Below are 25661 nucleotides of genomic sequence, written 5' to 3'. Positions count from 1 at the left end.
TGGAAATCTTATGAAAAAGATGATAAAAATAACCATGATATCAGCATTACTTTTTGCGGGCTTTATAGCCTGCAAAAAGTCGAACGTTGCAAAAGGTGATTTGCCGGGTGATAAAACAACGATGTTGCCTGATACCATGCGTAGAAACGAAGCTATTGCATGGGTTGATGCCCGTTCAAATGTTTTTGGTACTTATGGCAGGTTTAGTGATACTGCTAAAATCAGACGTGTACTTGATACCCTTAAACAAGTTGGGGTAACAGGTCTTGTACTCGATGTTAAAGGCTCAAATGGATACACCATGTATCCTAGTAATTACAGTATACAAGTAACTACCCTTGACGGAAAGAGTTTTACACCTGGTGTAGATTATGTTGGATTTATGATTGAAGAAGCTAAGAAGCGTAACTTTAAGATTTATGCTTCCATAATCACTTTCGTAGAGGGATCAGCGGGTAAAGGTAAAGTATACGAAGACCCATTATGGAGAGATCAGTACCAGTCTATCGTTTGTGATGAAACAGGCAGACGTGTACCAGTGGTTTCAACCGGTAGAAATGGCTTTGTTAATCCTTCCATTCCTGCAGTTCAGGAACATGCACTCAATATTGTTAAAGAGATTGTTAGTAAATATAACATTGACGGTATGATATTGGATTATGCTAGATATACTGATATTGATGCTGATTTCTCGGATTTTAGTAAAAACGATTTTATAAAGTTCCTTGAAGAAAAGTACGGTGATTCGCAGGCGAAACGAATGGAATTTCCTGCCGATATTGTTAAAAGCTGGAAAATTGTGAGTGGGGTAGTTACACCAAATGTTACAGGTAAGTATTATAAACGCTGGTTGCTTTATCGTGCTACTGTAATTCATAATTTTTTTGTAAAGGCAAGAGCTGCGGTTAAAAGTGTTAAACCAAATATGAAATTCGGTGTATATGTTGGGGCATGGTATAGCAGTTATTATTCGGTAGGGGTAAACTGGGCAAGTCAGGATTATGATCCGTTTAATGATGAAGAGTTACGTTTTGACTGGTCTTACCCTGATTACAACAAAACAGGTTATGCAGAGCAACTTGATTTGTTGATGACAGGTAACTATTTTACACAGTTGATGTTGGCAGATAATGCGGCTACTGCTAACTTGACTTACCATTGGTGGAGTGTGGAAGGTTCTTTAAGAGGTGGTAAATACATTACACGTAATAAAATGCCATTATATGGCAGTATAGATATGGGGAATGTCGATTGGCCAAATCAACAGGCCATTAGTAAAACCATTAAATACATAAGAGAAAATGCATCTGGTGGGGTTATGCTATTTGATGTAGTACACGTTTATGCACCACAATATAACCGACTTAAGCAGCCTTTGTGGGAGGCCTTAAGGGAAGGATTAAAAAAATAGTGTTTAAGTTTGGATAGGAGTGGTCACAACCGCTCCTTCCTTTTTTGTGTAATTTTTCAGGTGTTTTATAGGTACAAATGTAAACTGTAGTTAAAACTTAGTATTTTGCGAAAAACAGTTTGGTTATGAAATGCCTTTTTTTTAGACACTTGTTGTTGTTTACTTTCATTTATGGGGTGTCTTTACCGGTGCAATTACAAGCCCAATCTAAATTGCAGCAGTTGGATGATCAAATATTAATTAATCTTTCTGAAAGCAGGACTCCCGAAAAGACAGGCTTCTTTCTATTCATATCAAACCATAATGACTGGGTTAATATTGGTGTACCTGTAGGTTTACTTGCAGGAGGAATTATAGGAAACGATAAACAGATGCGCCAAAATGCACTTTATGTGGCTAGTAGTTCTGCTGTCAATGCATTGGCCACCTTGCTGATTAAGAAAATAGTAAAGCGCCCAAGGCCATTCCTTGCTAATGTTAAAATTCGTGCTGTTTATCAACCTGCTCAGTATTCTTTTCCGTCCGGACATACTTCCACGGCTTTTACTACAGCTACTGCACTTTCACAGGCTTATCCTAAATGGTATGTGGTTGTCCCTTCATATTTATGGGCAGGTTCTGTTGGTTATTCCAGATTATATCTTGGTGTACATTATCCCACGGATGTTGCTGCGGGCGCATTGTTGGGGACGGGGACAGCTTTTTCATTACGTTCTATGCGAGCGAATTAAATAAATCAGTTTTTATTACTAATTTTGTTAGTAATGAAAAGATCCGGAACAGCTGATTTGCCTTTACATTATGGCTATGTACCTAAATGGCTTGCAGAACGGATGTCTAGACTTGGTTTGGCTATTACAGAAGCTATCATTGCAGAATATGGATCAGCCGAGGTATTACGCAAATTAAGTGATCCATTCTGGTTTCAAAGTTTTGGGGCTGTAATGGGGATGGACTGGCATTCCTCAGGTATAACCACTTCCGTAATGGGTGCACTAAAGGCTGCCATTAATCCGCATTACAAAGAACTTGGTATTTATATTTGTGGAGGCAAAGGAAAGAAATCACGTAATACACCAGATGAACTACTCAGATATGGGGAGTTTACTGGTTTGAATGGTAACGAACTTGTACGTTGTAGTAAATTAAGTGCTAAAGTAGATAACACAGCCTTACAGGATGGTTTCCAATTATATACTCATAGTTTTGTAGTCAATACTGATGGACTTTGGACTGTAGTTCAGCAAGGGATGCGTAATGGCAGTTCTACTGCACGTCGCTATCATTGGCATTCAGATGGTTTAACCTCATTTGTCGAAGATCCGCATACCGGAATATGTGGTAAAAACCAGGGGCAGATACTAAATCTTGTTGCAAAGGCAGCGAAACCTTCAAGAACAGCCATGTTAAGCATGACTACCGAAAGTCCGGATAGAATGATTGCTGAAGCAAGACGATTGATTATGCCTGATCACCATGAGGTAAAAGCAAAAGACGTAGATCTGAAACGTTTGGGTGCCATGCTTTGGTTAACTCAGGAAAAGAAACCAGCTGATTTTGAAGAATTGTTATTACTTGAGGGAATGGGGCCAAGAACATTACAGTCAATGGCCCTGGTTAGTGAAGTGATTTATGGTACTGCATCCCGATTTTCGGATCCTGCACGCTTTTCATTTGCACATGGAGGTAAGGATGGTCATCCTTTTCCAGTGCCTGTTAAAATATACGATGAAACAATTACAGTACTTAGTAAAGCTGTACAACAGGCTAAAGTCGGACAGAGCGATAAGCTACACGCCATCCAGCAGCTAAGTAATTTATCCCGTAAAGCAGAGCAGGGTTTTGTAGCCAATGATAATTTTGATGCCTTGATAGAAAAGGAACGTCAGCATTCATGGAAATATGGTGGTAAAACTGTTTTTGGAGATGCTAAACCTCCTAATGAAGTCCAACTTCGACTTTTCTAGAAAAAAGCCTTCCTAGGACTTATGTTAACCGTAATTATTTAACTTCGCGGTTTATTTATCTAAAATAAACATAAACGGAATTTGAATATGGTTTGGGAAAAGTTGTTATCCTCTAAACGTTGGGGAAATGAAGACAGGTTTGTTGGTAATCAAAAAGAGTCAAGATCTGAATTTCAGCGAGATTATGACAGGATTATCTTTTCTTCACCATTTAGAAGATTGCAAAACAAAACTCAGGTATTTCCTTTGCCGGGTAGTGTTTTTGTGCATAATCGTCTAACCCATAGTTTAGAGGTTGCCAGCGTAGGCAGATCCCTTGGTACTATTTTTTATAATAAAATAAAAGATAATGATGCTACCATTGATGATACTTGTCCCTTGCTTTGTGAAATCGGAAATATTATAGCTTCTGCATGTTTGGCACATGATCTGGGAAATCCGGCTTTTGGCCATTCTGGCGAATCTGCTATTTCCCATTACTTCACTTCAGGTGACGGTAAATTTTACCGTGATAAAGTTACTGATGCTCAATGGGAAGATCTGATTCATTTTGAGGGAAATGCCAATGCTTTGCGTATATTAACACATCCTTTTGCAGGTAAAGGTACTGGTGGTTTTGCCCTAACTTATGCTACCCTTGCAGCGATTGCAAAATATCCATGTGAATCTTTGGCCGGACATAACAAGAAGAATATTTTCACTAAAAAATATGGTTTCTTCCAATCTGAGCAATCAGGATTTGAAAAGATCGCTTTAGAAATGGATTTGATCAAAGTTCAGGAATCGCCATTGATTTATAAGAGACACCCCTTGGTTTATCTGGTAGAGGCGGCAGATGATATCTGTTATAACATTATAGATCTTGAAGACGCACATCGTTTAAAAATCCTTTCTTACCAGGAGGTAGAGACCTTATTGCTGCCTTTGTGCAATGACGATAGAATGCCTGCCCGTTTGGCTGAAATTGACGATGCAGATGCAAAAATTACACTGATGCGTGCAAAATCTATCAGTACCCTGATCGGTTTGTGCTCTGATGTGTTCTTTAAAGAGCAGCAGGCTATTTTGAATGGTAATTTTAATCAGAGTTTGATGGATACCATTCAAGAGCCTTTTCTTTCTGTTATGAAAAATATCGAAAGAGTATCTATTAAAAAGATTTATAATTATTCATCTGTAGTGCAGATTGAAGTCGCTGGTTATAAAGTAATGGGTGGTTTACTGGAAGAATTTATACCTGCATACTTGTTGAACGAATCGAAATATCACAAAAAACTAGTAGAGTTAATACCTAAGCAGTTTTTAACCAAAAATGAAGATGTTTATTCCAAAATACAGAGTGTATTGGATTTTGTTTCAGGGATGACCGATATTTATGCAGTTGAATTATTTAGAAAAATCAAGGGAATATCATTTCCATCTATGAGTTAATCTTTTTTTTTGCCATTTTAATAACATGTTTAGTTTATATTAAATCCTAAATTCAATTAACTTTTTAGCTTTGTTTTAAATACAGGAACAATAATGAAAGTTGAGAATTTAGAACCCAGGGCACTTTGGGATAATTTTGTAGCATTAAATGCTGTGCCCCGTGCTTCGAAAAAGGAAGAGCGTGTAATAGATTTTATGGTCGCTTATGGTAAACAGCTTGGCTTGGAAACCATAAAAGACCATGTAGGCAATGTGGTGATTAAAAAGCCTGCTACTGAAGGTATGGAGAACAGGCAGACTGTAGTACTGCAGTCGCATGTGGATATGGTTCATCAGAAAAACAGCGATTCTAACTTCGATTTTGAACATCAGGGTATTGAAATGTATGTTGACGGAGACTGGGTAAGAGCAAAAGGAACTACTTTAGGCGCTGATAATGGTATTGGCGTTGCAACTATAATGGCTATTCTTGCCGCTGATGATCTTGTACATCCTGCATTAGAAGCTTTGTTTACTATTGATGAAGAAACTGGAATGACTGGTGCTAAACAGCTTGATCCTTCTAATTTATCGGGTACTATTTTATTAAATCTGGATACCGAAGAAGACAATGAATTAACGATTGGCTGTGCTGGAGGTATTGATACAACTACAGTTTATAGATATAAACAAGATAATGTAGCTAAGGATAGTGTAGCGTTTGAAGTTACTATTAAAGGTTTAAAAGGCGGACATTCTGGTACGGATATTCACAAAGGAAGAGCTAATGCTAATAAATTAATGAACCGTTTGCTTTATAATGGATATAAAGTATTAGACCTGCAATTGAGTTCATTTGAGGGTGGAAGTTTAAGAAATGCAATACCACGAGAAGCTAGGGCAATTGTAGCAATTGCTAAAGATCAAAAGGCAGCTTTTATCTCTTTTATTAATGATTTCTCAGAGTTATTAAAAGCTGAATTTCAGTCAGTAGAACCTGGATTAATTATCAATGCAAAAGATACAGATCTTCCATTGCAAGTTTTAGACAAAGATGAATGCCATAAAATAATCAATGTTTTATATGCTGTGCCCAATGGTGTTTTTAGAATGAGCCCGGATATTCCAGATCTTGTTGAAGCTTCTACTAACCTGGCTAAAGTGATTATTAAGGATGGAGAATTTATTACTTTATCCCTACAGAGAAGTAGTGTTGAAAGTACTAAAGAAGATGTTTCTATAGCTGTAGGTGCTGCTTTTGAAATTATTGGCGGTACAGTAACAACCAGTGGTGATTATCCGGGATGGAAGCCAGATGCTGATTCGGAAATTCTTTCTCTGATGAGAAAACTTTATAAAACAAATTTCAAAGAAGAACCAATTGTAAATGCTTGTCATGCCGGATTGGAATGCGGTATACTTGGTGCTCATTTGCCCGGCATAGATATGATTTCATTTGGTCCCACTATTCATGGAGCACATTCTCCGGATGAGTGTGTGCAGATTTCATCTGTAAATAAATTCTGGCACTACCTGTTAAATGTATTAGAGGAGATACCTGCGAGGTAAATAGCAATTAATTTCTTTTATTTGTAATATCTAAACTAACGCTTTAACCAACATCCAATGAACGAGGAATTTTATCTTCATATTTTTGAGAAGCAGGGCAGTATTGAGCCTGTCCCATCTAATCAGGAAATTGCTGATTGGGCAATTAGTTTGATGAACTTATTGTATCCAGAACGTTTAACTACGCCTGATTATTCGATCAACGAGATTAAACGTATGTTTTTGAAACAGGAAAAGGAACTGACGAGGTTGCTTAATGCTACAAAAGCATGTGAAAGTTTTAACAATGATCATATCGTTCAACACTTCTTTGAGGGGGTTCCCGAATTGTACAGGAAGATGAATACTGATATTCAGGCCATTTTGGAAGGGGATCCTGCAGCAAAAAGCGAGTTTGAGATTATCAGAAGTTATCCTGGTTTTCTAGCTATTGCTTTATACCGTATTGCCCATGCTTTATTAAAAAGCGAAGTTCCAATTATACCAAGGATATTAACGGAGTATGCACATTCAATTACAGGGATAGATATTCATCCGGGAGCTTTGATTGGAGAATACTTGTATATAGATCATGGAACAGGATTGGTTATTGGGGAAACTACCGTGATTGGAAATCATGTTAAATTATATCAGGGTGTAACTTTAGGTGCTTTAAGCGTAGAGAAGTACATGAGAGATATTAAGCGTCATCCGACTATTGAAGATCATGTAATTATCTATTCAGGAGCTACAATCCTGGGTGGAGAAACCATTATAGGTGCCAATTCAATTATTGGTGGTAACGTATGGCTCACGAAAAGTGTTCCTGCTGGCTCAACAGTTTATCATCAATCTTCCGTTAAAGTTATAGAAACAAAAGACAACAAGTAAAATGGGTAATATTGTAGAATTTATAGGAAATACACCATTAGTAGAGATCAGCAAGTTAAATCCAAATCCCAATGTAAAATTGTATGCAAAGCTGGAGGGTAATAATCCCGGTGGTAGTGTAAAAGACAGGGCAGCATTAAACATGATTCGCAGTGCAATAGAACGTGGAGAGATTAAGAAAGGAACACGTTTAATTGAAGCTACAAGTGGGAATACCGGTATTGCACTGGCTATGATCGCCAGTATTTATAATCTTGAGATTGAGTTGGTCATGCCCGCAAGTTCTACACGTGAGCGTACCTTAACTATGGAGGCTTTCGGTGCTAAAGTAACTTTATTGGAATCAATTGAGGTTTGTCGGGATTATGCTGAAGAACAGCGAGATAAAAACGGGTACTTTTTATTAGACCAATTTGCTAATCCAGATAATTACCTTGCACACTATAAAACTACAGGTCCTGAAATATGGCGTGATACAGAACAAAAGGTAACTCATTTTGTGAGTTCAATGGGTACTACAGGAAGCATTATGGGAACGTCCATGTTTTTAAAAGAGCAGAATCCTGATATACAGATTGTGGGTTGCCAGCCTACCGAAGATTCTTCTATTCCTGGTATCCGTCGCTGGCCAGCAGCTTATTTGCCTAAGATATTTGATCCAAGCAGGGTAGACCGGGTGATGGATGTTTCTCAGCAGGAGGCTACACTAAAAGCCCGTGAACTGGCTAAAGTTGAAGGGGTATTTGCGGGGATGAGCAGTGGTGGTGCTTTGGCTTGTGCTTTAAAGCTAGCAGAAGAATTAGAATCTGGACTTATCGTTTTCATTGCCTGTGATAGAGGAGACAGGTATTTAAGCAGCGACTTGTTTGGGTAGCTTTAATGTATTATTTTTGAGTACACAATGAAGCTGAACAGATTATTTTTATCCATACTTTTTGTTTCCATTACGGCTAATGCATTTGCTCAAACCAGTTCAGAACTGAAAAGGAACAAAGAAGCAATACAGCGTGAGATAGACCTGCTACAACGGAATCTTAATGAAACTTCGAGTAGTAAAAGGTTAACATTGGGCCAAATCAGAGCTATTAATAGCAAGATCAGACTCATGCAAAATAAAATCTCGATCATTAACTCAGAAGTGAAAAATCTGGACAACCAGATTCATGAGAATACAAATGAAGTACATTCTTTGAAAAGTCAGCTCGGGCGATTAAAAAACGAGTATGCAGGAATGGTTCGTTTTGCGCAAAGAAATAAGAATTCTTACGACAAAATGATGTTTATATTCTCTTCTGATAACTTTAATCAGGCATATAAACGAATTAAGTATTTTCAACAGTTTGGCCAATATCGAAAAAAGCAGGCCGACTATATTCAGGGAACTAAAAGGAAGATTGAATATAATATCGTTGTCCTCGATAAGAATCTGAAAGAGAAAAGTCATTTGCTGACAGAACAAGAGCAGGAAAAAGTTAAGTTGGGTAAGAATAAAGTTGAGCAGAGTCAAATGCTTAATCAGATCAGTAAACAAGAGAAGCAATTCCGTCAGGATATTGCTGCACGTAAGCGTAAACAAGCGGAAATAGACAGAGCTATACGTTCTGCAATTCAACGTGAAATTGAACTTGCTCGTAAACAAGCTGAAGAAGAGCAACGGCTGGCTGCCCAGAAGGCTCTTGCCGAAGGCAGACCTGTACCTGTCGTAAAAGAAAAGACATCAAACAACTATTTAACTGCTTCACCAGAACTGGCTAAGCTATCTGCTGGCTTTGAAAATAATCGTGGCCGGCTGCCATGGCCTGTAGGTCGTTATTCTATTGTAGAGCGTTTTGGTAACCATACCGAAGGACAAGCTAGTTATACCAATGATGGTATCAATATTTTAACAGAGCAGGGAGCTGCGGTTAAGGCTGTTTTCGAGGGAGATGTATTGTTTGTCAGGGAGTTATATGGAACTTATATTGTTGCATTGCGCCACGGGGATTATTTCACAATTTACCAGAATTTAAAGACAGTAAATGTTGCCAGAGGTGCTAAAGTTGAAACAAATCAGACTTTAGGTGTTGTAGCATCTAAAGAAGATGGCCCGATACTGCATTTTGAAATTATGCGTGGGCAAACTAAACTGAATCCTGAAGCCTGGATTGCGAAATAGAAAACAAAAGCCTTACCTTCGCGACAAAAACTGCAAATGCTTGAAATTGTATATCAGGACGATTATTTAATTGCTATTAATAAACCCCATGGTTTGTTGGTTCACCGCTCACGTATCGCTAATGATGCTACAGAATTTGCCTTGCAGATGTTAAGAGATCAGGTAGATCGTTTTGTGAGTCCGGTACATCGTTTAGACAGGAAAACCGGTGGCTTGCTTTTGTTTGCATTTGATAAGGAAACAGAGATCGCAATGCATCAGCAATTTCAAAATGGAGAAGTTAAAAAAAAGTACCTTGCTGTGTTGCGTGGACATGCTCCTGATCAGCTGGATATTGATTATCCCTTGCGTAAAGAGAACGGGGCTATGCAGGAAGCGTTTACTTCATTTGTGACTTTAAAAAGAGCAGAACTTGATATTCCATTTGGCAAGCACCAGACATCCAGATATTCTCTGGTTGAAGCGGAGCCTACAACCGGACGTATGCATCAGTTGCGCAGACACTTTGCCCATATCTTTTATCCGATTATCGGCGATCGTAAACATGGTTGCAACAAGCAGAATAAATTCTTTAAGGAGCAGTGGGAAATGACCACAATGTTGCTTCACGCTTCAGAACTGGCCTTTATGCATCCGGTGACTAAACAAGAAATAAAACTGAACTGTTCTGTACAATCTGAGTTTTTAAGGGTAAATGAACTTATGAAATGGTGACAACTTTTAACAATCTTTCAAGTTATCCACAGTAAATCTTGTTAGTTGTTTTTCTATTCTTTTGCTGCTGAATGAGTTATAGAAAAGGTTAGATTTTCTCTTCAAATGTTAGTAAAAATTGCCATCTTCGCAATCCCAAACGGCGGGTCAATTCGTCGTTTTTTTATTAAGAAACCTTAAAAGATTAAAGAATAATATGCATATCACTTGTACACAAGTATGGAATAACTGTCTCCAAATTATAAAGGATAATATCCCGGCCCAAAGCTTCAAAACTTGGTTCGAACCGATATCAGCCCTAAAGTTGGAGGATAGAGTTTTAACTGTGCAGGTACCTAGTTTGTTTTTCTATGAGTGGCTGGAAGAGCATTATGTTGGCTTGTTGCGTAAAACAGTAAAGCAACAGCTTGGAGATGAAGGCAGACTAGAATATAATATTGTTGTTGATAAGTCGACTAATGGCGCTTTACCATACACGACTAACATGCCGTCAAATGGTAATGGATCAACTAACAGAAAGCAATCTATGCCAGTTCCGGTAAACATCAACAGGGATATTAAAAATCCTTTTGTAATTCCAGGGCTGAAAAAGATGAATGTAGACCCTCAGTTGAATCCAACTTATACTTTTGAGGCTTATGTAGAGGGAGACTGTAATCGTCTGGCACGCTCAGCCGGACATGCTGTAGCGGCAAAGCCAGGGGCAACATCTTTTAATCCTTTAATGATTTATGGTGCTTCGGGTTTAGGGAAAACCCACCTTGCTCAGGCCATTGGTAACGAGATCAGAAGAAGTTTACCAGATAAGCTGGTAATCTATGTTTCTTGCGAGAAATTTTGCCAGCAGTTTGTTGAGTCCTTGAAAAATAATACCATCAATGATTTTGTGAACTTTTATCAGGCTATGGATGTGATTATTATGGATGATGTTCACAACTTTGCAGGGAAAGAAAAGACACAGGATATCTTCTTCCACATCTTTAACCATTTACATCAGTCAGGTAAGCAGATCATTATTACTTCAGATAAGGCTCCTAAAGACCTGTCTGGACTGGAAGAACGTTTGTTAAGTCGTTTTAAATGGGGACTTTCAGCAGATCTTCAGATTCCTGAGCTGGAGACAAGGATTGCAATCCTTAGAAAGAAAATGTATGCTGATGGTATCGACTTACCAGACGAGGTAGTTGAATACGTTGCACACAATATAGATAATAATGTAAGAGAACTGGAAGGGGCAATGGTTTCCTTATTAGCTCAATCGACCATGAACAAAAAAGAAATTGATTTACAATTGGCTAAATCAATGCTTAAGAACTTCATTAAGAACACAACTAAAGAGGTTTCAATGGATTATATCCAGAAGCTGGTGTGTGATTACTTTGAAGTGCCTGTTCATTTACTTAAAGCGCCGACACGTAAACGTGAAGTAGTGCAGGCTCGTCAGATATCCATGTACCTTGCAAAAGGAATGACCAAAAGTTCATTGAAAACCATTGGCGCATTCTTTGGCGGCAGAGATCACTCGACAGTAATTTATGCATGTCAGACTGTTGAAGATTTGATTCAGACAGATAAGAAATTCAGAGCTTACGTGAATGATATTGAAAAGAAATTAAAGATGAGCTAAGACTCATTTTTACTGTAAATGTAACAGTATCTGAATGATACATATCTGATGTGATTATGCATCAAAAAACTTTTAAAAAAAGTTTGTGTCATTAAATGAGAATATTACCTTTGCAGCGCTGAAAAGCAATAATGGCCCGTTCGTCTAGGGGTGAGGACGCCAGATTTTCATTCTGGAAACAGGGGTTCGATTCCCCTACGGGCTACAGAGCCGCTCTACTTAATAGAGCGGCTTTTCTGTTTAAATTATATTAGTTACTGCCTTTCTCCAGAATTTTATATGTTTTAGTTTGAGTAAAGGTCTTACCATACATATCGGTTGCTTTAACTTCAATCGTATGTTCACCCGGAGCCAAATTTACAGGAACTGCGGCTTTCCATAAATGATGACAATCTGAAGCCGCACCCGGGCGTCGGCCTGATAACAATGTTTCAGTATGATCCCACTTATGTAAAATGTCTAAAAAGGAGGGATCACTCTCTGGTATATAGGTCATTTTTTTCCAGGCTCCACCGTCAATTCTGTATACAAGCTCATCTTTTTCCGAGCCCATAAAGAAATTAGCATAAATTCCTGCTGATGTTTTTAAACCATGTTGGACAACTTTTGGGGCAGAAATCTCTATCTGATATTCTTTTGATTTTCCTGCCACTTTATAATCTACATCATACTGATTACCTTTAAAATTAATGAATGCATATCCCTTAGGCGTGCCATCGCTCATTGTTGATACAGGTACCCCAAGATCATTAAGCTCACCTGAATACCAGTTTCCGGAGGTAGTTCCTACATTATAGTGATGATGTGCCTTTTCCTGTTTCCAGTCGTCTTTTTTATGGAAGAAAATCTGCCTTTGATTGTGTGTATGGGCTGAAAGAGATAAGGTATTAGGAAAATCTGCCAAAAGCTCAAAGAGTTTCTTTCTGTCATCTTCTCTAAACCCTTCATTATTTCCGGCTTTTCCAATTGGAATATGGAATGCTATAACTACAAGTTTATCTTTAGGTACAAATTTCAAATCATTGGCAACAAACTCCAGCTGATCCTTTCGCAGGCCTCCCCAATATGATTTTCCATCTCTTGGATCAGGATATAGAATGTCATCTAACACGATAAAGTGAACATTCCCATAATTAAAGGCATAATCAGTCGGGCCGAAATGGGCTTCAAATGATTCGTCAGAATATTTGTCTTCTTTAACATCAAAGTTAATATCATGATTTCCCATCAGGTTATACCATGGAATACCAATTTTCTTTATAGCTTTAATATAAGGCATAAACAGATCTGGATTGTTTCCTACCAGATCACCCATACTTAAGCCAAAAGCCACGTTTTTAATATCCTTAAGTTCTGCTACTATTCCTTTGTCAAAATAATCGACTTCCTGTAAGGTGTATGGTTGAGGATCGCCAAATATCAGCGCTCTGAAGTTTGAATCTTCTTTTGCAGGACTTAAAGGGAAATCAATTGAGGCAGGTAGTTTCCCTGTCGGAGATACCCCTTTATACTTTAGTGCAGGCGAACCTGCAGGCTTGTGATTGTAAAAAAACTGAGGGAGCTGGTCTTCATTAATCCTTACTTTATATCCGGATGGTTTAATTACTGAGATGATCTGATCGTTACTTATCGGAAGTTCATAATATCCTTTCTTATCTGATAAAACTACATCGATACCATTTGTTACGGCTACATCGGGAATACCTACTTCCATCTTTTCCCGTTTTCCGTTTAAATTACGGTCGTTGTAAATATAACCCTTTGCGGTTTCCTGTGCATAACTTCCAAAAGTTAACAGCATGCCAGCTACAATTAAATTAATTCGTTTCATAAATTTTTTATGGAGGCTAATTTGCCCTGACTTGTTTTTTTGCGAAGTTATTATACTCATATGTACATAATGTTAAATGTAGCTTATCACTTTGATTAAAGTTCTAACAGATCAAATGTCTTTAAATCTTTAAGTTGATTAAATGTTAATGTTAAGATAACTTACGAAGTCTTTACTTTGTCTTGTTATTTCTTTCATCTAATTGTTAATTATGACTATTGTAACTTCTTTTTCTTTTATTTTATTTCATTTTATTGTTTTTTATTTTATATATTCATTTTTATAAACTAAATGCAATCAAATTTAAAGTAATGCAATCCCAAATTTAAACCTTTTTTAAATGAAAAATCACCGAAAATGTACTGAAAGGTGTTTTGTCGCCTTTTTATTGGTCTGCTTCAGTTCGTTTTGCTTTTTTTCTTGTAAAAGTGAAAAGGAAGGTCCAAGTAAAACCCATGATCCTTCAAAACCAATAGTTCTTACATCTTTTTTTCCCAATGAGGGAGGAGCCCGGGATAAGATCCTTTTGGACGGAGAAAATTTTGGAACTGACCCGGGTAAAGTCAAGGTCTATTTCAATAATGCAAAAGCTTCAGTTATCTCATCGAGTGGCAATAGAATTTATGCCATTGTACCCCGTCTTCCAGGCGATAATCCTCGAATTTCTGTAGTTGTAGGTGCCGATTCGGTAACCTATGAAGGTACGTTTACCTATCATATTCAAGCTCAGGTAAGCACAGTTACAGGCAACGGTCAAAAAAACTTTAAACCAGGAACACTCTCTGAAGCCGAAGTTTATGGTAAATACCTGGAACTGGATGCCGAGGGTAATATATTTATGTCCTGGCGGGATGGAGGTAGTCCCGCTACATTCGGAGTTGCCAGAATAAATGAGAAGCAAAACATAGTTACTCCATTAATCGAATCAATTGCAACCGGTCGTATCTTATTTGCTAATGGCCTGACTGTAGATCGAGCTACTGGTATGCTGACTGCAGCTCATGAATCCACTAAGGAAGTGATCTTTACTTTCGACCCTCGGGAAGCCTGGTATCCTCGTCAGCGTAACGTTAAATACTCTACGGCGGATTTCAACTCGATCGTAGAAGCGGACCGCTACAAAAATTTTGTGACTTACTGTCCTTATGATGGGCATCTTTATACAAGGTATAGAGATGGAAAGATCGCTAAAATAAATCCTGAGACATTAGAGGCGAAAATTGTTCATCAGGGACCTTATGGATCTCAATATGGTCAGGCAATCAATCCAGCAAAGCCTTGGCTCCTGTATATTACGCTCCATTCAAATGCTACGCCAACCGAATTCAGACAAGGTATTTCGGTCTTGGATCTTCGTGATCCTAATGGATCAGGAGGTTTTAAACGCATCAATGCACCCGGTGGCAGTGCCTTCCGGGATGGTCCAGTGGCAGATGCACTATTTAACTATCCTAAAGATATTAAGTTCGATAACAATGGAAACATGTTTGTTGCTGACTATGGCAATCATTGTATCCGAATGGTATCGGCTGATAATATAGTCACCACGGTAGCAGGCCAGCCCGGCACTCCAGGCTATAAAGATGGCGGTCCGGTGGAATCGCTGTTCAACCAACCCTGGGGAGTAGCTGTCAATGAGCAAGGTGATATCTATATCGCCGATTGGAGTAATGCACGTATACGCAAATTAGTTATTGAATAATAAAATCTATCTAAAATGAAGTTCATTCAGATTATGTGCATACTATCGTTGTGCTTATCGCTCAATTCGACGTCTGCACAACAAGTGAAAGAGTTAACAATTGCAGGTACAGTTGTGGATAAAGATAATATGCCGATTCCAAGCGTATCTGTATATGTTAAAGATAAACCGTCTATCGGTACATCAACTAACAGCGACGGAAAATTTACCATTAAAGCTGTCTACGGAGATAAAGTTGTTTTTAGTTATGTGGGTTTTGATCCTACAGAACATTTAGTTATTAAATCAAACAACAATTTAACCATTACACTTGCCGAGAATTCTAAGACTATTGATGAAGTGATCATAGTAGGTCTGGGGAATGTACAAAGGAAAATAAGTTCAGTAGGCGCCATCACTACTGTAGATGTTAAGGATCTTCAGTCTCCGGCACCATCAATTGCAAATCTCCTTGGGGGAAGGGCAGCTGGTGTTATCTCCAGGCTAGGTAGTGGTGAACCAGGGAAGAATATTTCCGAGTTCTGGGTTCGTGGTATCGGTACATTTGGTGCAAATAGCAGCGCCTTAGTGCTCATCGATGGTTTAGAGGGCGATCTCAATACTATTGATCCTGCGGATGTCGAAAGTTTTTCGATACTTAAGGATGCATCTGCCACTGCAGTATACGGAGTTAGGGGAGCCAATGGTGTAGTGTTGGTTACTACCAAACGAGGCCAGGTAGACCGGATACAGATTACTGCACGTGCTAATACAACTTTATCTCGCCTCAGCCGCTTGCCAGAATATTTACGTGCTTATGATTATGCGAATCTGGCGAATGAGGCAAGTATTGTCCGAGGCCAGAGCCCTTTATACAACCAAACCGAGATGGGCATTATCCGTGATGGTCTGGATTTGGATATGTATCCTGATGTAGATTGGCAAGACGAGATCTTGAATAAGAATTCCTGGCGCCAGAGTTATTATATGAGTGGTCGCGGAGGGTCTGAGGTTGCACGCTATTTCCTGAGTCTTGGTGGTAAAAGCGAGAGTGCAGCTTATAAGGTGGATAAGAATAGTGTATACAGCTCTAATGTGGGTTTTAATACTTACAATTACCGGATCAATCTTGATGTCAATCTGACCAAAACCACGAAAGTTTACCTGGGTGCGGATGGATTTTTATCCAGATTGAATCAGCCGGGATTGGCAAATACCGACTACATATGGGCTGCGCAGGCACAACTTACTCCGCTGGTTCTTCCTACGCGTTATTCCAATGGCTTGCTTCCAGGTCTTGGAAACGGAAGCCAGTCATCGCCATATGTCATGATCAATCGTACAGGTAAAGCAGCGGATGAGGTCTATAAAGGCAAAACCACACTGGCCCTTAATCAGGATCTTTCCAGCATATTGGATGGACTTAAATTCCGCGTTCAGGGTGCTTACGATATATATAGTTACTTTGAAGAGCGCAGACGTGTACAACCATCTCTTTATAAAGCTTTAGGCCGGGCTTACGATGGTTCCCTGATTATGCAGGAAACAGTGCAGGAGCAAAAAGCAAGTTATAGTAAAGCCACCAGACAATACCGTAAATACCACTTTGAATCTGTTATCAATTACGATAAGGTTTATGGAACGGATCACCGGACATCAGCGCTGGTCTATTACTATATCAGTGATGCCAAAGATACCAAAGATGCTACCAGTAACATGGATGCCATTCCATTACGCTATCAAGGTGTATCCAGCAGGCTGACCTATGGTTATAAGGATACTTACCTCCTGGATGTCAATTTTGGATATACCGGTTCCGAAAATTTTCAACCCGGCAGACAATATGGTTTTTTTCCATCGGTAGCTGTGGGTTGGGTACCTACAGGATACAAATTTGTAAAAGAAGCTGCACCATGGCTTGATTATTTTAAAATCAGAGCTTCATATGGTACCGTAGGTAATGACCGGATCTCTACTATCCGCTTTCCTTACCTGACGAAAGTGAATCAGGGCAATGGTAGTGTTTGGGGTGTACCTGATATTGAAACAATTAATGAGACACGGATCGGAGCTGATAATCTGGAATGGGAAAAGGCCATCAAATCTAACTTAGGAATTGAAGGTAAACTCTTTAATAATAAGGTAGATTTTGTGGTAGACATCTTCAAAGATCAACGTAACGGTATTTTCCAACAGCGGGTACAGGTTCCTGAATACGTGGGTGTTATTTCTAATCCATTTGCCAATGTGGGCCGTATGAAAAGTTCAGGAGTTGATGGAAATATAAGCTATACTGGTAATCTCACTAAAGATTTAGGATTTACTTTGAGAGGTAATTTTACCTATTCTAAAAATATCGTACAGAACTGGGAACAAGCCTATCTGGAGTATCCTTATCTTGAGTACAACGGCTTCCCGTATAATTCAATACGAGGTTATCAGGCAATGGGGCTCTTTAAAGACGAAGATGACATCAAGTATAGTCCTCAGCAGACTTTTGGAGAAGTATTGCCTGGTGATATCAAATATAAAGATGTGAACGGGGATGGTACTATCGATAAACTGGATATGGTGCCGCTAACACATAGTAATTATCCATTGGCGATGTACGGGTTAGGTGGAGAATTTCGCTACAAAAAATTGACCTTGGGCGTGTTGTTTAAAGGAACGGGTAAAACATCCTTTTTCTATGTTGGACAGCCGATGAAGATAGATGATGTGACAGTGGTTAACGGAATGGGCTATATGCCATTCTATGAAGGCAATTATGGCAACGTACTTACTATGGCAGCAGATCCAAAAAACCGATGGATTCCAAAGGATTATGCTATAGCCAACGGTATAGACCCTGCATTGGCTGAAAATCCGAATGCCCGCTACCCACGCCTCCAATATGGCAATAATAGTAATAATAGTCAGTTGTCAACCTTTTGGCAAGGTGATGCAAGTTACATCCGTTTAGAGGAAATCACACTGAACTATAATATAAACCCTTCATTTCTGAAACGTATCGGTGTTTCTTCTATGGATCTTCAATTTGTAGGAAGCAATTTATATGTATGGGATAAGGTCAAGATTTTTGATCCGGAACAAGCCGCCTGGAATGGGCGTAAATACCCAATACCGACTACATATTCATTTCAAGTGTACGTCAATTTTTAATGCAGATCTAATTTAATGATATGAAAACATCAATCATAAAAAGAATAGCCCTCGTAGCCTTTATGATCCAGTTGATTGTAATGGCATCATCCTGTAAGAAATATTTAAATATCGATGAATATTTTGACGATGAATTTAACATTGATTCAGCTTTTGCCAATCCCAGGAATATAGAGGCCTATATGTGGGGTGCCGCGGCGATGTTTCCCGATGAATCAAATACCATCAGGTATGGTTATACACCCGGACCAATGGCTACTGACGAAGGTTTGAACGGACTTACCGGAGGTGGTTCCAGCAATGTGTATTATGGAATGGACTTTGCCACAGGACGTACTTCTCCCGATTTCTTCGGAGACAGTAGCCCTAACTTAAATCAATGGGGGAAATATTACAAGATCATCCGTAAATGCAATAGCATTCTGCAGAACCTGGATCGTCCTAAGGGGATGACCAATTCCGATCGATTGAGAATCGAAGGATATACCCGCTTTATCCGTGCCTATGCCTATTACAATATTTTAGTGGATTATGGCCCTGCCATCCTATTGGGCGATGAAGTAGTCAATACCAACGAACCTATCGAATATTACGATCGTCCAAGGGCTACCTACGATGAGACGATGAACTATACCTGTGAGGAGTTTGAAAAAGCTGCACAGTTGCTCCCAAGAGAAGTGTCTCTTTTAGATTTTGGCCGCCCTACCAAAGGTGCTGCATTTGCTTTAGTAGCACGCTTACGTCTGATTCATGCAAGTCCGCTCTTTAATGGAGGACCGGTAGCTAGTTCATATTTTGGTAACTGGAGACGTAAGACTGATAATGTACATTACGTATCACAACAGTATGACGAAGCAAGATGGGCAGTAGCTGCTGCAGCAGCTAAGCGTGTGATGGATATGGGGCTGTACAGGCTTTATACTGTAATGAATGATGATAAAACGCCAGCACTTCCTCAAGGGGTTACCTCAGATCCTAACTTCTACAATAATTATCCCAATGGAGCAGGGGGGATAGACCCACTAAGATCCTATGCAGATGTTTTTAACGGTGAAGCTGTTGCTGAAATTAATAAAGAGATTATCTGGGGTAGAAATACAGGTTATATGGTGACAACCATTAGTCAAGGATCTATGCCTCCTTCTCTTGGTGGTTGGGGCCGTTTCTGCGTAACACAGAAAGTGGTGGATGCTTATCTGATGGACGATGGTCGTACCAAAGAAGAGGCTGCAGTTAACGGATATTATTCAGAAACTGGTTTTACTACACAGCCTCGCAATTTTTCAGGATATCCACTTAATTCTGGGGTATATAAAATGTATGCTAACCGTGAGATGCGTTTCTATGCATCTATTGGATTTAACGAAGCGGTATGGCAGGCCCAGTCTAGTTCTTCGGTTAATAATCATACCGCCAAATACTATTATCAGGATGCCGATGGTCGTGGCGGAGTAACTGCTACTTCACCCAACTACCCGATCACGGGCTACGTAATTAAGAAATACAACCACCCGATGGATGCTTTTCAAGGTACTGGTGCCCGCCACATCAAAAAAGCTTATTCCATCATCCGTTATGCAGAGATCCTTTTGTCGTATGCTGAGGCACTTAATAACCTAACAAGTAGTCACACGGTACAACTTGGAGATCAGCAATATACGATGTCCCGAAATCTGGATGAGATAAAATCTGCTTTTAATCTTGTACGCTATCGTGCTGGCTTGCCTGGATTAACTGCTACTCAACTCAATAGTACAACGGATGTTCAAAAACAGATCGAACGTGAACGCATGGTAGAATTGCTATGGGAAAACAGACGTTTTTATGATGTACGTCGCTGGGGAATTTATGAAGAAACAGAACGTGAACCTATCCGTGGTATGAATCCGGATGGTGCTACCAAAGAAACGTATTATCAACGCGTCATTCCTGGAACATCATCATTCATGACACGTGTAGTCAACAAAAAGTTAGCTTTTGTACCCATACCGCGTGCCGAGTTGAGAAGGTTACCTTCTCTGGATCAGAACCCGGGTTATTAGGTTAAACCATAAAAGTAGAAACATGAAAATAAGGTATATAACGATGCTGGCACTAACTGCAGCGCTCTCATCGTGCAAAGACAATGAAATATTTGAAAAGGAAATGTACAAAAATGAGGTTGCTTTAATCAGCAGTAACTATTACAATACTTTTCAGGAAATCGTACCATTAACTGGTAATGAAGTTACCGGATATATAGCTGCTTCTGCGGGGGGGACACATTCGCCAACAAAGGATATGGTTATCCAGCTGGAAGAAGATGACACTCAGCTGGATTTTTACAACCGGTCGCTTTTTGACGCCGATGAAAAACTGTATGCCAAACTATTGCATAAGGATAAATATGAAATCATGGATTATAAAATCCTGATCAAAGCCGGAGAGCGTACCGGACGCACTATGGTTAAGTTACGCCCGGATGGTTTATCGCCGGATTCAACTTATTTTATTGAGTTAAAAGCTACAGATGTTTCTGGCGTTGAAATAAATGCGAAGAAAAAATCCATTCTCTACCAGGTACTTATCAAAAACGATTATGCATCTCAGGCAGAAAATACTTTTTACTCCATGACTGGACTGGCAAACGGCATGGTGACAGCAGCGAATAAGAAGTTGTTTCCTTTAACACATAACAGTGTAAGGGTAATCGCCGGAACGGAATCATTTGAAAGTAAAGAGGATCATATCAATAAAACCTCCATTGTATTAGAAGTGGGAGCCGACAATAGGGTTACAATTAAGCCTTATAAAAATATTATAGTGACACAGTTGGATGGAGATGAAAGATATCCTAACGTATTCAGGGTAGAGGAGTCTTTTGGCCGGAAATTCAATGTCTTTTTATTATCGTACCAGTATACATTGAATGGCACTACACGGCATATGCAGGAAGAACTACGGATTGAAATCAATCGCTAGTTGATTAAATATAGATGAGAAGAGAGGCATTATCGTTTGATATGCCTCTCTTTTTTGTGTTGAAAATTAAAGATCAACCACCCGTACTCTCATTAATTTAGAGTGGCTTGGGTAATATAAATATCCGTCTTTCTGAACTTTAGCAAAACGAGCTCCTATTAGCGAAGCATCTTTACCCAATACAGTTATTTTATTTGATGATGGGTTTATGCTAAATAACTGCCCATTCCTATTATCAATACCATATACAACTCCATTTTTATCTAAGTTTTCACTTAATAGAATTTTTGCAGCTTTATTAAGTGGTTTTTCAATTGAAGTCTTACTGATTACTTTCTTTTTCACAGGATCAAATATATAAACTGTGTCCAAGGCTGATCCATATATCAACCCGTTGTTTCCGCGGACAGACGTTTCATAAGAAGTAGCACCTTTAACAGGTTTTCCGGTATAAGTCACTTTTTCAGTAACAGGATCCCATAAAACAACCACAGCTTCTTTCTCTGTTGGCTTTGAACTAGAGCCGCCCTGGATAGATGATGTTAAAAAAAGCTCACCTGTTTCTTTTACAGGTGTTACAGACATAAAACTTTGATTATAAACAATATCCTTAAAAGCTTTTGTTTTCAGTGATTCCGGATCTATCTGAACCAATGTTCCACCTAAAAAGCCTTTTATTGGTACGGTAGGACTATATATATAGCCATCAGCGGCAAGTCTTAACTGCAATAAACGCTCTTGCTTAGCCATTTGATGTAAATGGGCAACAGGCTTTCTATTTATGGGTAAACCATTTGCATCTACTGTAAAAACATCTATATACCCACCAGTATAACTAGTGGTAAACAGTTTATCCTTGTATGCCATGAAAGCATAAGTCTGTGTTGTGCCCCGGGTTAGGTTTCCTAAGTTATTTGTCTGGCCGGTATTTGTATCATAGGTAAAGATATTACCAGGTTTCATTGCACTCCCATACAATTTACCGTTATAAATATCGCCGACACTAAATACTTCGTGTGCACTTGGCTCAAAGGTACTTTTTATGATCTGTTGTTCTTTAGTTTTTTGATTCTTAACCACCAGGTTCCCATCCATATTCAGATACAAGGCCTCAATATCTCCATATAGATTATCCGGTGTGTTAACAGATGCTGCGGGAGCTTTTCCTTCTACTATTTCATCTTCCTTGCACAGAAAAGTTACACTTCCTTTTTTACCATAAACTTTTCCATCATCAGCACGCCAGATTATGGCTGGGCCGTATGTCATCATTTTTTCAGGCAAAATCTGCTTTCTGGTGTCTGTGGCAGGGTTATAAGACCAAAGTTCTCCATGTTTCATCCCTGTCGGGAAATATACAATTCCACCTTTATCCGATGCCGGATTAATCACATATTCACTTCCGTCATTTGCTGAGATTCTGTCAATCACCTTCACTTCATCTGTTTTAGGGTTAAGAATGGCCACGGCAGCCTGAGGGTAGGTACCTATATAAATTTTACCATCAGGAGCTATGTTAAAGCTCTTTTTCATCCAGTAAGTAGCTTTGCTTTCATTACCTATTGGTTTGAGCTCATTTAAACGAATGTCATACTTTAAAAACCGACCTTTCTTACCTGTAAACATATAAATGTAACGTTCAGAAGCTTTGAATAGTAAAAGGGCATTTGCCTTTCCGTATTTTTCTAAATTGACTTCAATCAATTTGCCATCTTTCATGTTTACACCTATCAATGCATTGTTTTCAGCGTTTGTTAAAGCTCCCCATGCTATGGGGCCGGTTACTTCATCTCTTGTAACAAAATCAATAGTCAGGGGGGATCTGATAGGTTTTCCTAAATTTTCAAACTTGTAATTCTTTTGTTGTGCAAAGCACAGATTCACGATGCTTAGTAGCAGGATGCATTTTCCTAAAATAAACTTATTAATCATATTTATCTTCTTTATATTTCTATTAGTGTACGTACCCGATGCTAGGCAAATAGACAACTATATTGTTTTATTCTATGTTAAATCGTATTTTTTTGATTGCTTGTTATAAATGAGCTACTTATAAAGTAAAGCAATAAATTCTAAAATTCAAATAACTCCTTATTAAAAGTGATACTGAAAATATAGGGGGAGTCCATACATTGTTTATTGTCTAGCTTTAGTGATTATGTTGTTAAAGCATTTTTAAGAAAAAGTTACCTTAATGTAAACTACCACCTATTCCTTACTAAAAGCAGGTTTTTTCTGGCTAAATATGCCAGGGTGAAAGATATACGTTTGTTTATTTCGCGGAACTTATCGACCTTTGAAATTGATTATATAGCTATTTACAGGAACGAAATCTTGTAATGTTTCTTTTAAATCATTTTCAATGCTTAACCTTGAAGATAAGTCGACAAAAATTGAGTAATGCGTGGTGCTAACAACAATATGGCAGAGATAAATGACGATTTAATTTTTCAAATGGCCCAAACCAATCCGGAGAAAGCTTTTAATATGGCCTTCGATAAATATTGGAAAAAGCTTTATCAGCATGCCTATAAGAAAGTCCAGTCAGAAGATAGTGCTAAAGATTTAGTTCAGGAAACATTTCTTGTATTATGGAATAACTTTGATAAGATATTAGCCTACGATCACCTTCTTCCATATCTCTACATGGTCTTAAGAAATAGAACCTTAAAGTTATTTGAAAAGGATGAAGTACGATTGCGTCATGCTGTAAAGATGGCAGCTATGCCAGAAAATGAGGAGCTTTCTTCTCATCAGATTTTCATAAAAAAAGAACTTGATGTAATTATTAATAAAGAAATAGATCTTATGCCAACCAGGATGAAAGAGATTTATTGTCTTCAAAAAGAAGAATGTCTTTCAATTAAAGAGATCGCAAAAAAGCTTTCTATTTCCGAACAGACGGTTAAAAACCAATTGCAAAGTGCAACAAAACGATTAAAAAAGAGCATTATAGCATATGATTCCAGTTTATTGTTCTCTGTTTTTTTATTGTTGTATACCATCTAATATTTTTTTCTGATTCATATAGTACTTTTTCTCTTTTAATCGGATATGATTAAAAGGTACTTTGCCGTGGAATTAAAAAATATAAAAGAATTACTACAGAAATATAATAATGGAGATGCTTCTGACGCTGAAAAAGAACAGGTAGAAGCATGGTATGAAAGCCTCGAAGGTAAAGAAGCAGACCTGGGTAATCCCTTTGCTGAAAGTCGTTTAAAAGATGAGATACAGCTCAGTCTGTTCGCTAGACTAAATATCAATCAGGAGCCTAAGCGCAAGCGTTTAATACCGATCCGAAGCATTGCAGCGGCTGCGGCTTTGCTGATTTGCGCTGTTGCCATCTGGTTTTATGTTAAACCTGAACACGGAAATAAATCAACACACACAATTGTACAACATGATATTCCATCTGGAGGTAATTCTGCAGTTTTAGTTCTCTCAGATGGCTCTGTTGTTGATTTAAATAAAAATGAAACTAATAGTACTTTAGGTCAGGATGTAGTGAATGATCTCAAATCCGGAAAGATCACCTATAGATCTTCTGAAAGAAATGCTCATCCTGTTTACAATACGATAAAAACACCTAGAGGCGGACAATACCAGGTGGTGTTACCTGATGGAACCAAAGTTTGGTTAAATGCGCTTTCTTCCGTTACTTTTCCTGTTTCTTTTAATGGAGTTAAGAGAAATGTTAAAATTGAAGGAGAGGCCTATTTAGAAGTCTTTAAGAATAGAAAACAACCATTTGAAGTAGAAATTAATGGAATGAAAGTAGAGGTCTTAGGTACGCATTTTAATGTGAATGCTTACGATGATCTTTTGAAAACAACTCTTCTGGAAGGATCGGTAAAGGTTTCTAATATTTATAAAGCAGTGGTCATTAAGCCAGGTCAGCAGGCTTCTGTTGGCGTTCGACAACAATCTATTGATATTAATCAGGTCAATACTGATGAAGTGATAGCCTGGAAAAATGGTTATTTCAATTTTGCTGATGAATCTTTAGAAAGCATCATGGACAAAGTAGCCTTATGGTATAATGTAGAAGTAGATTACGAGAACCCGGAATTAAAGAAACTCAGATTTATGGGAATTATATCCCGCTCAAGAAATTTATCTGAAGTACTAAATATTATGAAATTAACCGGCAATGTGAATTTTAAAATCGAGAACAGGAGGCTCTTAGTTATGCATAAATAATTACTCTCTATTGTCCCTTAAATCAAAAACCGGAAGTGCTGCAAACACTCCCGGCATAATAAATTTAGGTTAGACAAATCCTGCTTTTTCCCAATGTGAA

The 25661-nt window shown here is 38.5% G+C and carries 18 protein-coding genes and 1 tRNA gene; 17 read left to right on the top strand and 2 right to left on the bottom strand.

Translation table 11 applies throughout. The features are described from left to right. Nucleotides 1–10: 10 nt before the first annotated feature. From ABDJ41_RS16385 to ABDJ41_RS16335, 11 genes are all read left to right on the top strand, one after another. Nucleotides 11–1411: a family 10 glycosylhydrolase gene (locus ABDJ41_RS16385; protein ID WP_349787153.1), complete on the top strand. Its 1401-nt coding sequence runs from the start codon at nt 11–13 to the stop codon at nt 1409–1411. Between the two features lie 125 nt (nt 1412–1536). Then, the gene (locus ABDJ41_RS16380) at nt 1537–2142 is read left to right on the top strand and encodes a phosphatase PAP2 family protein (protein WP_349787152.1); all 606 of its coding nucleotides are present in this window, start codon (nt 1537–1539) and stop codon (nt 2140–2142) included. Between the two features lie 33 nt (nt 2143–2175). After that, on the top strand, nt 2176–3378 hold the full coding sequence (locus tag ABDJ41_RS16375; RefSeq protein ID WP_349787151.1) for a DUF763 domain-containing protein: 1203 nt from the start codon (nt 2176–2178) through the stop codon (nt 3376–3378). 87 nt (nt 3379–3465) lie between these two features. Continuing rightward, the gene (locus ABDJ41_RS16370; protein WP_349787150.1) at nt 3466–4809 is read left to right on the top strand and encodes a deoxyguanosinetriphosphate triphosphohydrolase; all 1344 of its coding nucleotides are present in this window, start codon (nt 3466–3468) and stop codon (nt 4807–4809) included. Nucleotides 4810–4902: 93 nt separating this feature from the next. Next, the gene (locus ABDJ41_RS16365; RefSeq protein WP_349787149.1) at nt 4903–6357 is read left to right on the top strand and encodes an aminoacyl-histidine dipeptidase; all 1455 of its coding nucleotides are present in this window, start codon (nt 4903–4905) and stop codon (nt 6355–6357) included. Between the two features lie 57 nt (nt 6358–6414). Further along, the gene (epsC, locus tag ABDJ41_RS16360) at nt 6415–7227 is read left to right on the top strand and encodes a serine O-acetyltransferase EpsC (RefSeq protein ID WP_349787148.1); all 813 of its coding nucleotides are present in this window, start codon (nt 6415–6417) and stop codon (nt 7225–7227) included. Nucleotide 7228: 1 nt separating this feature from the next. Then, complete coding sequence (gene cysM / locus ABDJ41_RS16355; RefSeq protein WP_349787147.1) at nt 7229–8101, top strand: cysteine synthase CysM; 873 nt, start codon at nt 7229–7231, stop codon at nt 8099–8101. Nucleotides 8102–8128: 27 nt separating this feature from the next. Then, nucleotides 8129–9382 (top strand): murein hydrolase activator EnvC family protein, encoded by a 1254-nt coding sequence (locus ABDJ41_RS16350; RefSeq protein WP_349787146.1) that lies wholly within the window; start codon nt 8129–8131, stop codon nt 9380–9382. Between the two features lie 36 nt (nt 9383–9418). Next, nucleotides 9419–10096: a pseudouridine synthase gene (locus ABDJ41_RS16345; RefSeq protein ID WP_349787145.1), complete on the top strand. Its 678-nt coding sequence runs from the start codon at nt 9419–9421 to the stop codon at nt 10094–10096. Nucleotides 10097–10292: 196 nt separating this feature from the next. Beyond that, entirely contained in the window at nt 10293–11723 is a 1431-nt protein-coding gene (gene dnaA, locus ABDJ41_RS16340; protein WP_349787144.1) for a chromosomal replication initiator protein DnaA, read from the top strand. Between the two features lie 133 nt (nt 11724–11856). Beyond that, nucleotides 11857–11928: transfer RNA gene (locus ABDJ41_RS16335), tRNA-Glu, on the top strand. Nucleotides 11929–11973: 45 nt separating this feature from the next. Here the strand turns inward: ABDJ41_RS16335 and ABDJ41_RS16330 are convergent. Beyond that, nucleotides 11974–13554: a calcineurin-like phosphoesterase C-terminal domain-containing protein gene (locus ABDJ41_RS16330; protein WP_349787143.1), complete on the bottom strand. Its 1581-nt coding sequence runs from the start codon at nt 13552–13554 to the stop codon at nt 11974–11976. Between the two features lie 340 nt (nt 13555–13894). On the opposite strand from ABDJ41_RS16330, the gene ABDJ41_RS16325 reads away from it, so the two are divergent. From ABDJ41_RS16325 to ABDJ41_RS16310, 4 genes are read left to right on the top strand one after another with little or no spacing between them, the layout of a single operon-like run. Continuing rightward, complete coding sequence (locus tag ABDJ41_RS16325; RefSeq protein ID WP_349787142.1) at nt 13895–15256, top strand: IPT/TIG domain-containing protein; 1362 nt, start codon at nt 13895–13897, stop codon at nt 15254–15256. A gap of 15 nt (nt 15257–15271) precedes the next feature. Beyond that, nucleotides 15272–18397, top strand: a complete 3126-nt coding sequence (locus ABDJ41_RS16320) for a SusC/RagA family TonB-linked outer membrane protein (RefSeq protein ID WP_349787141.1) — start codon at nt 15272–15274, stop codon at nt 18395–18397. Between the two features lie 20 nt (nt 18398–18417). After that, nucleotides 18418–20439 (top strand): RagB/SusD family nutrient uptake outer membrane protein, encoded by a 2022-nt coding sequence (locus ABDJ41_RS16315; RefSeq protein ID WP_349787140.1) that lies wholly within the window; start codon nt 18418–18420, stop codon nt 20437–20439. A gap of 22 nt (nt 20440–20461) precedes the next feature. Continuing rightward, nucleotides 20462–21358, top strand: coding sequence for a BT_3044 domain-containing protein (locus tag ABDJ41_RS16310; protein ID WP_349787139.1), 897 nt, complete (start codon nt 20462–20464; stop codon nt 21356–21358). Nucleotides 21359–21424: 66 nt separating this feature from the next. Here ABDJ41_RS16310 and ABDJ41_RS16305 read toward each other — a convergent pair whose 3' ends face one another. Beyond that, complete coding sequence (locus ABDJ41_RS16305; protein WP_349787138.1) at nt 21425–23290, bottom strand: hypothetical protein; 1866 nt, start codon at nt 23288–23290, stop codon at nt 21425–21427. Between the two features lie 489 nt (nt 23291–23779). On the opposite strand from ABDJ41_RS16305, the gene ABDJ41_RS16300 reads away from it, so the two are divergent. Both ABDJ41_RS16300 and ABDJ41_RS16295 read left to right on the top strand, forming a co-directional pair. After that, complete coding sequence (locus ABDJ41_RS16300) at nt 23780–24367, top strand: RNA polymerase sigma factor (protein ID WP_349787137.1); 588 nt, start codon at nt 23780–23782, stop codon at nt 24365–24367. Nucleotides 24368–24412: 45 nt separating this feature from the next. Beyond that, nucleotides 24413–25561, top strand: a complete 1149-nt coding sequence (locus ABDJ41_RS16295) for a FecR family protein (protein ID WP_349787136.1) — start codon at nt 24413–24415, stop codon at nt 25559–25561. Nucleotides 25562–25661 lie beyond the last annotated feature (100 nt).

The organism is Pedobacter sp. ASV1-7, from assembly GCF_040203335.1.
Taxonomy (GTDB): domain Bacteria; phylum Bacteroidota; class Bacteroidia; order Sphingobacteriales; family Sphingobacteriaceae; genus Pedobacter.
This window is presented reverse-complemented; position numbering and strand designations above follow the sequence as displayed.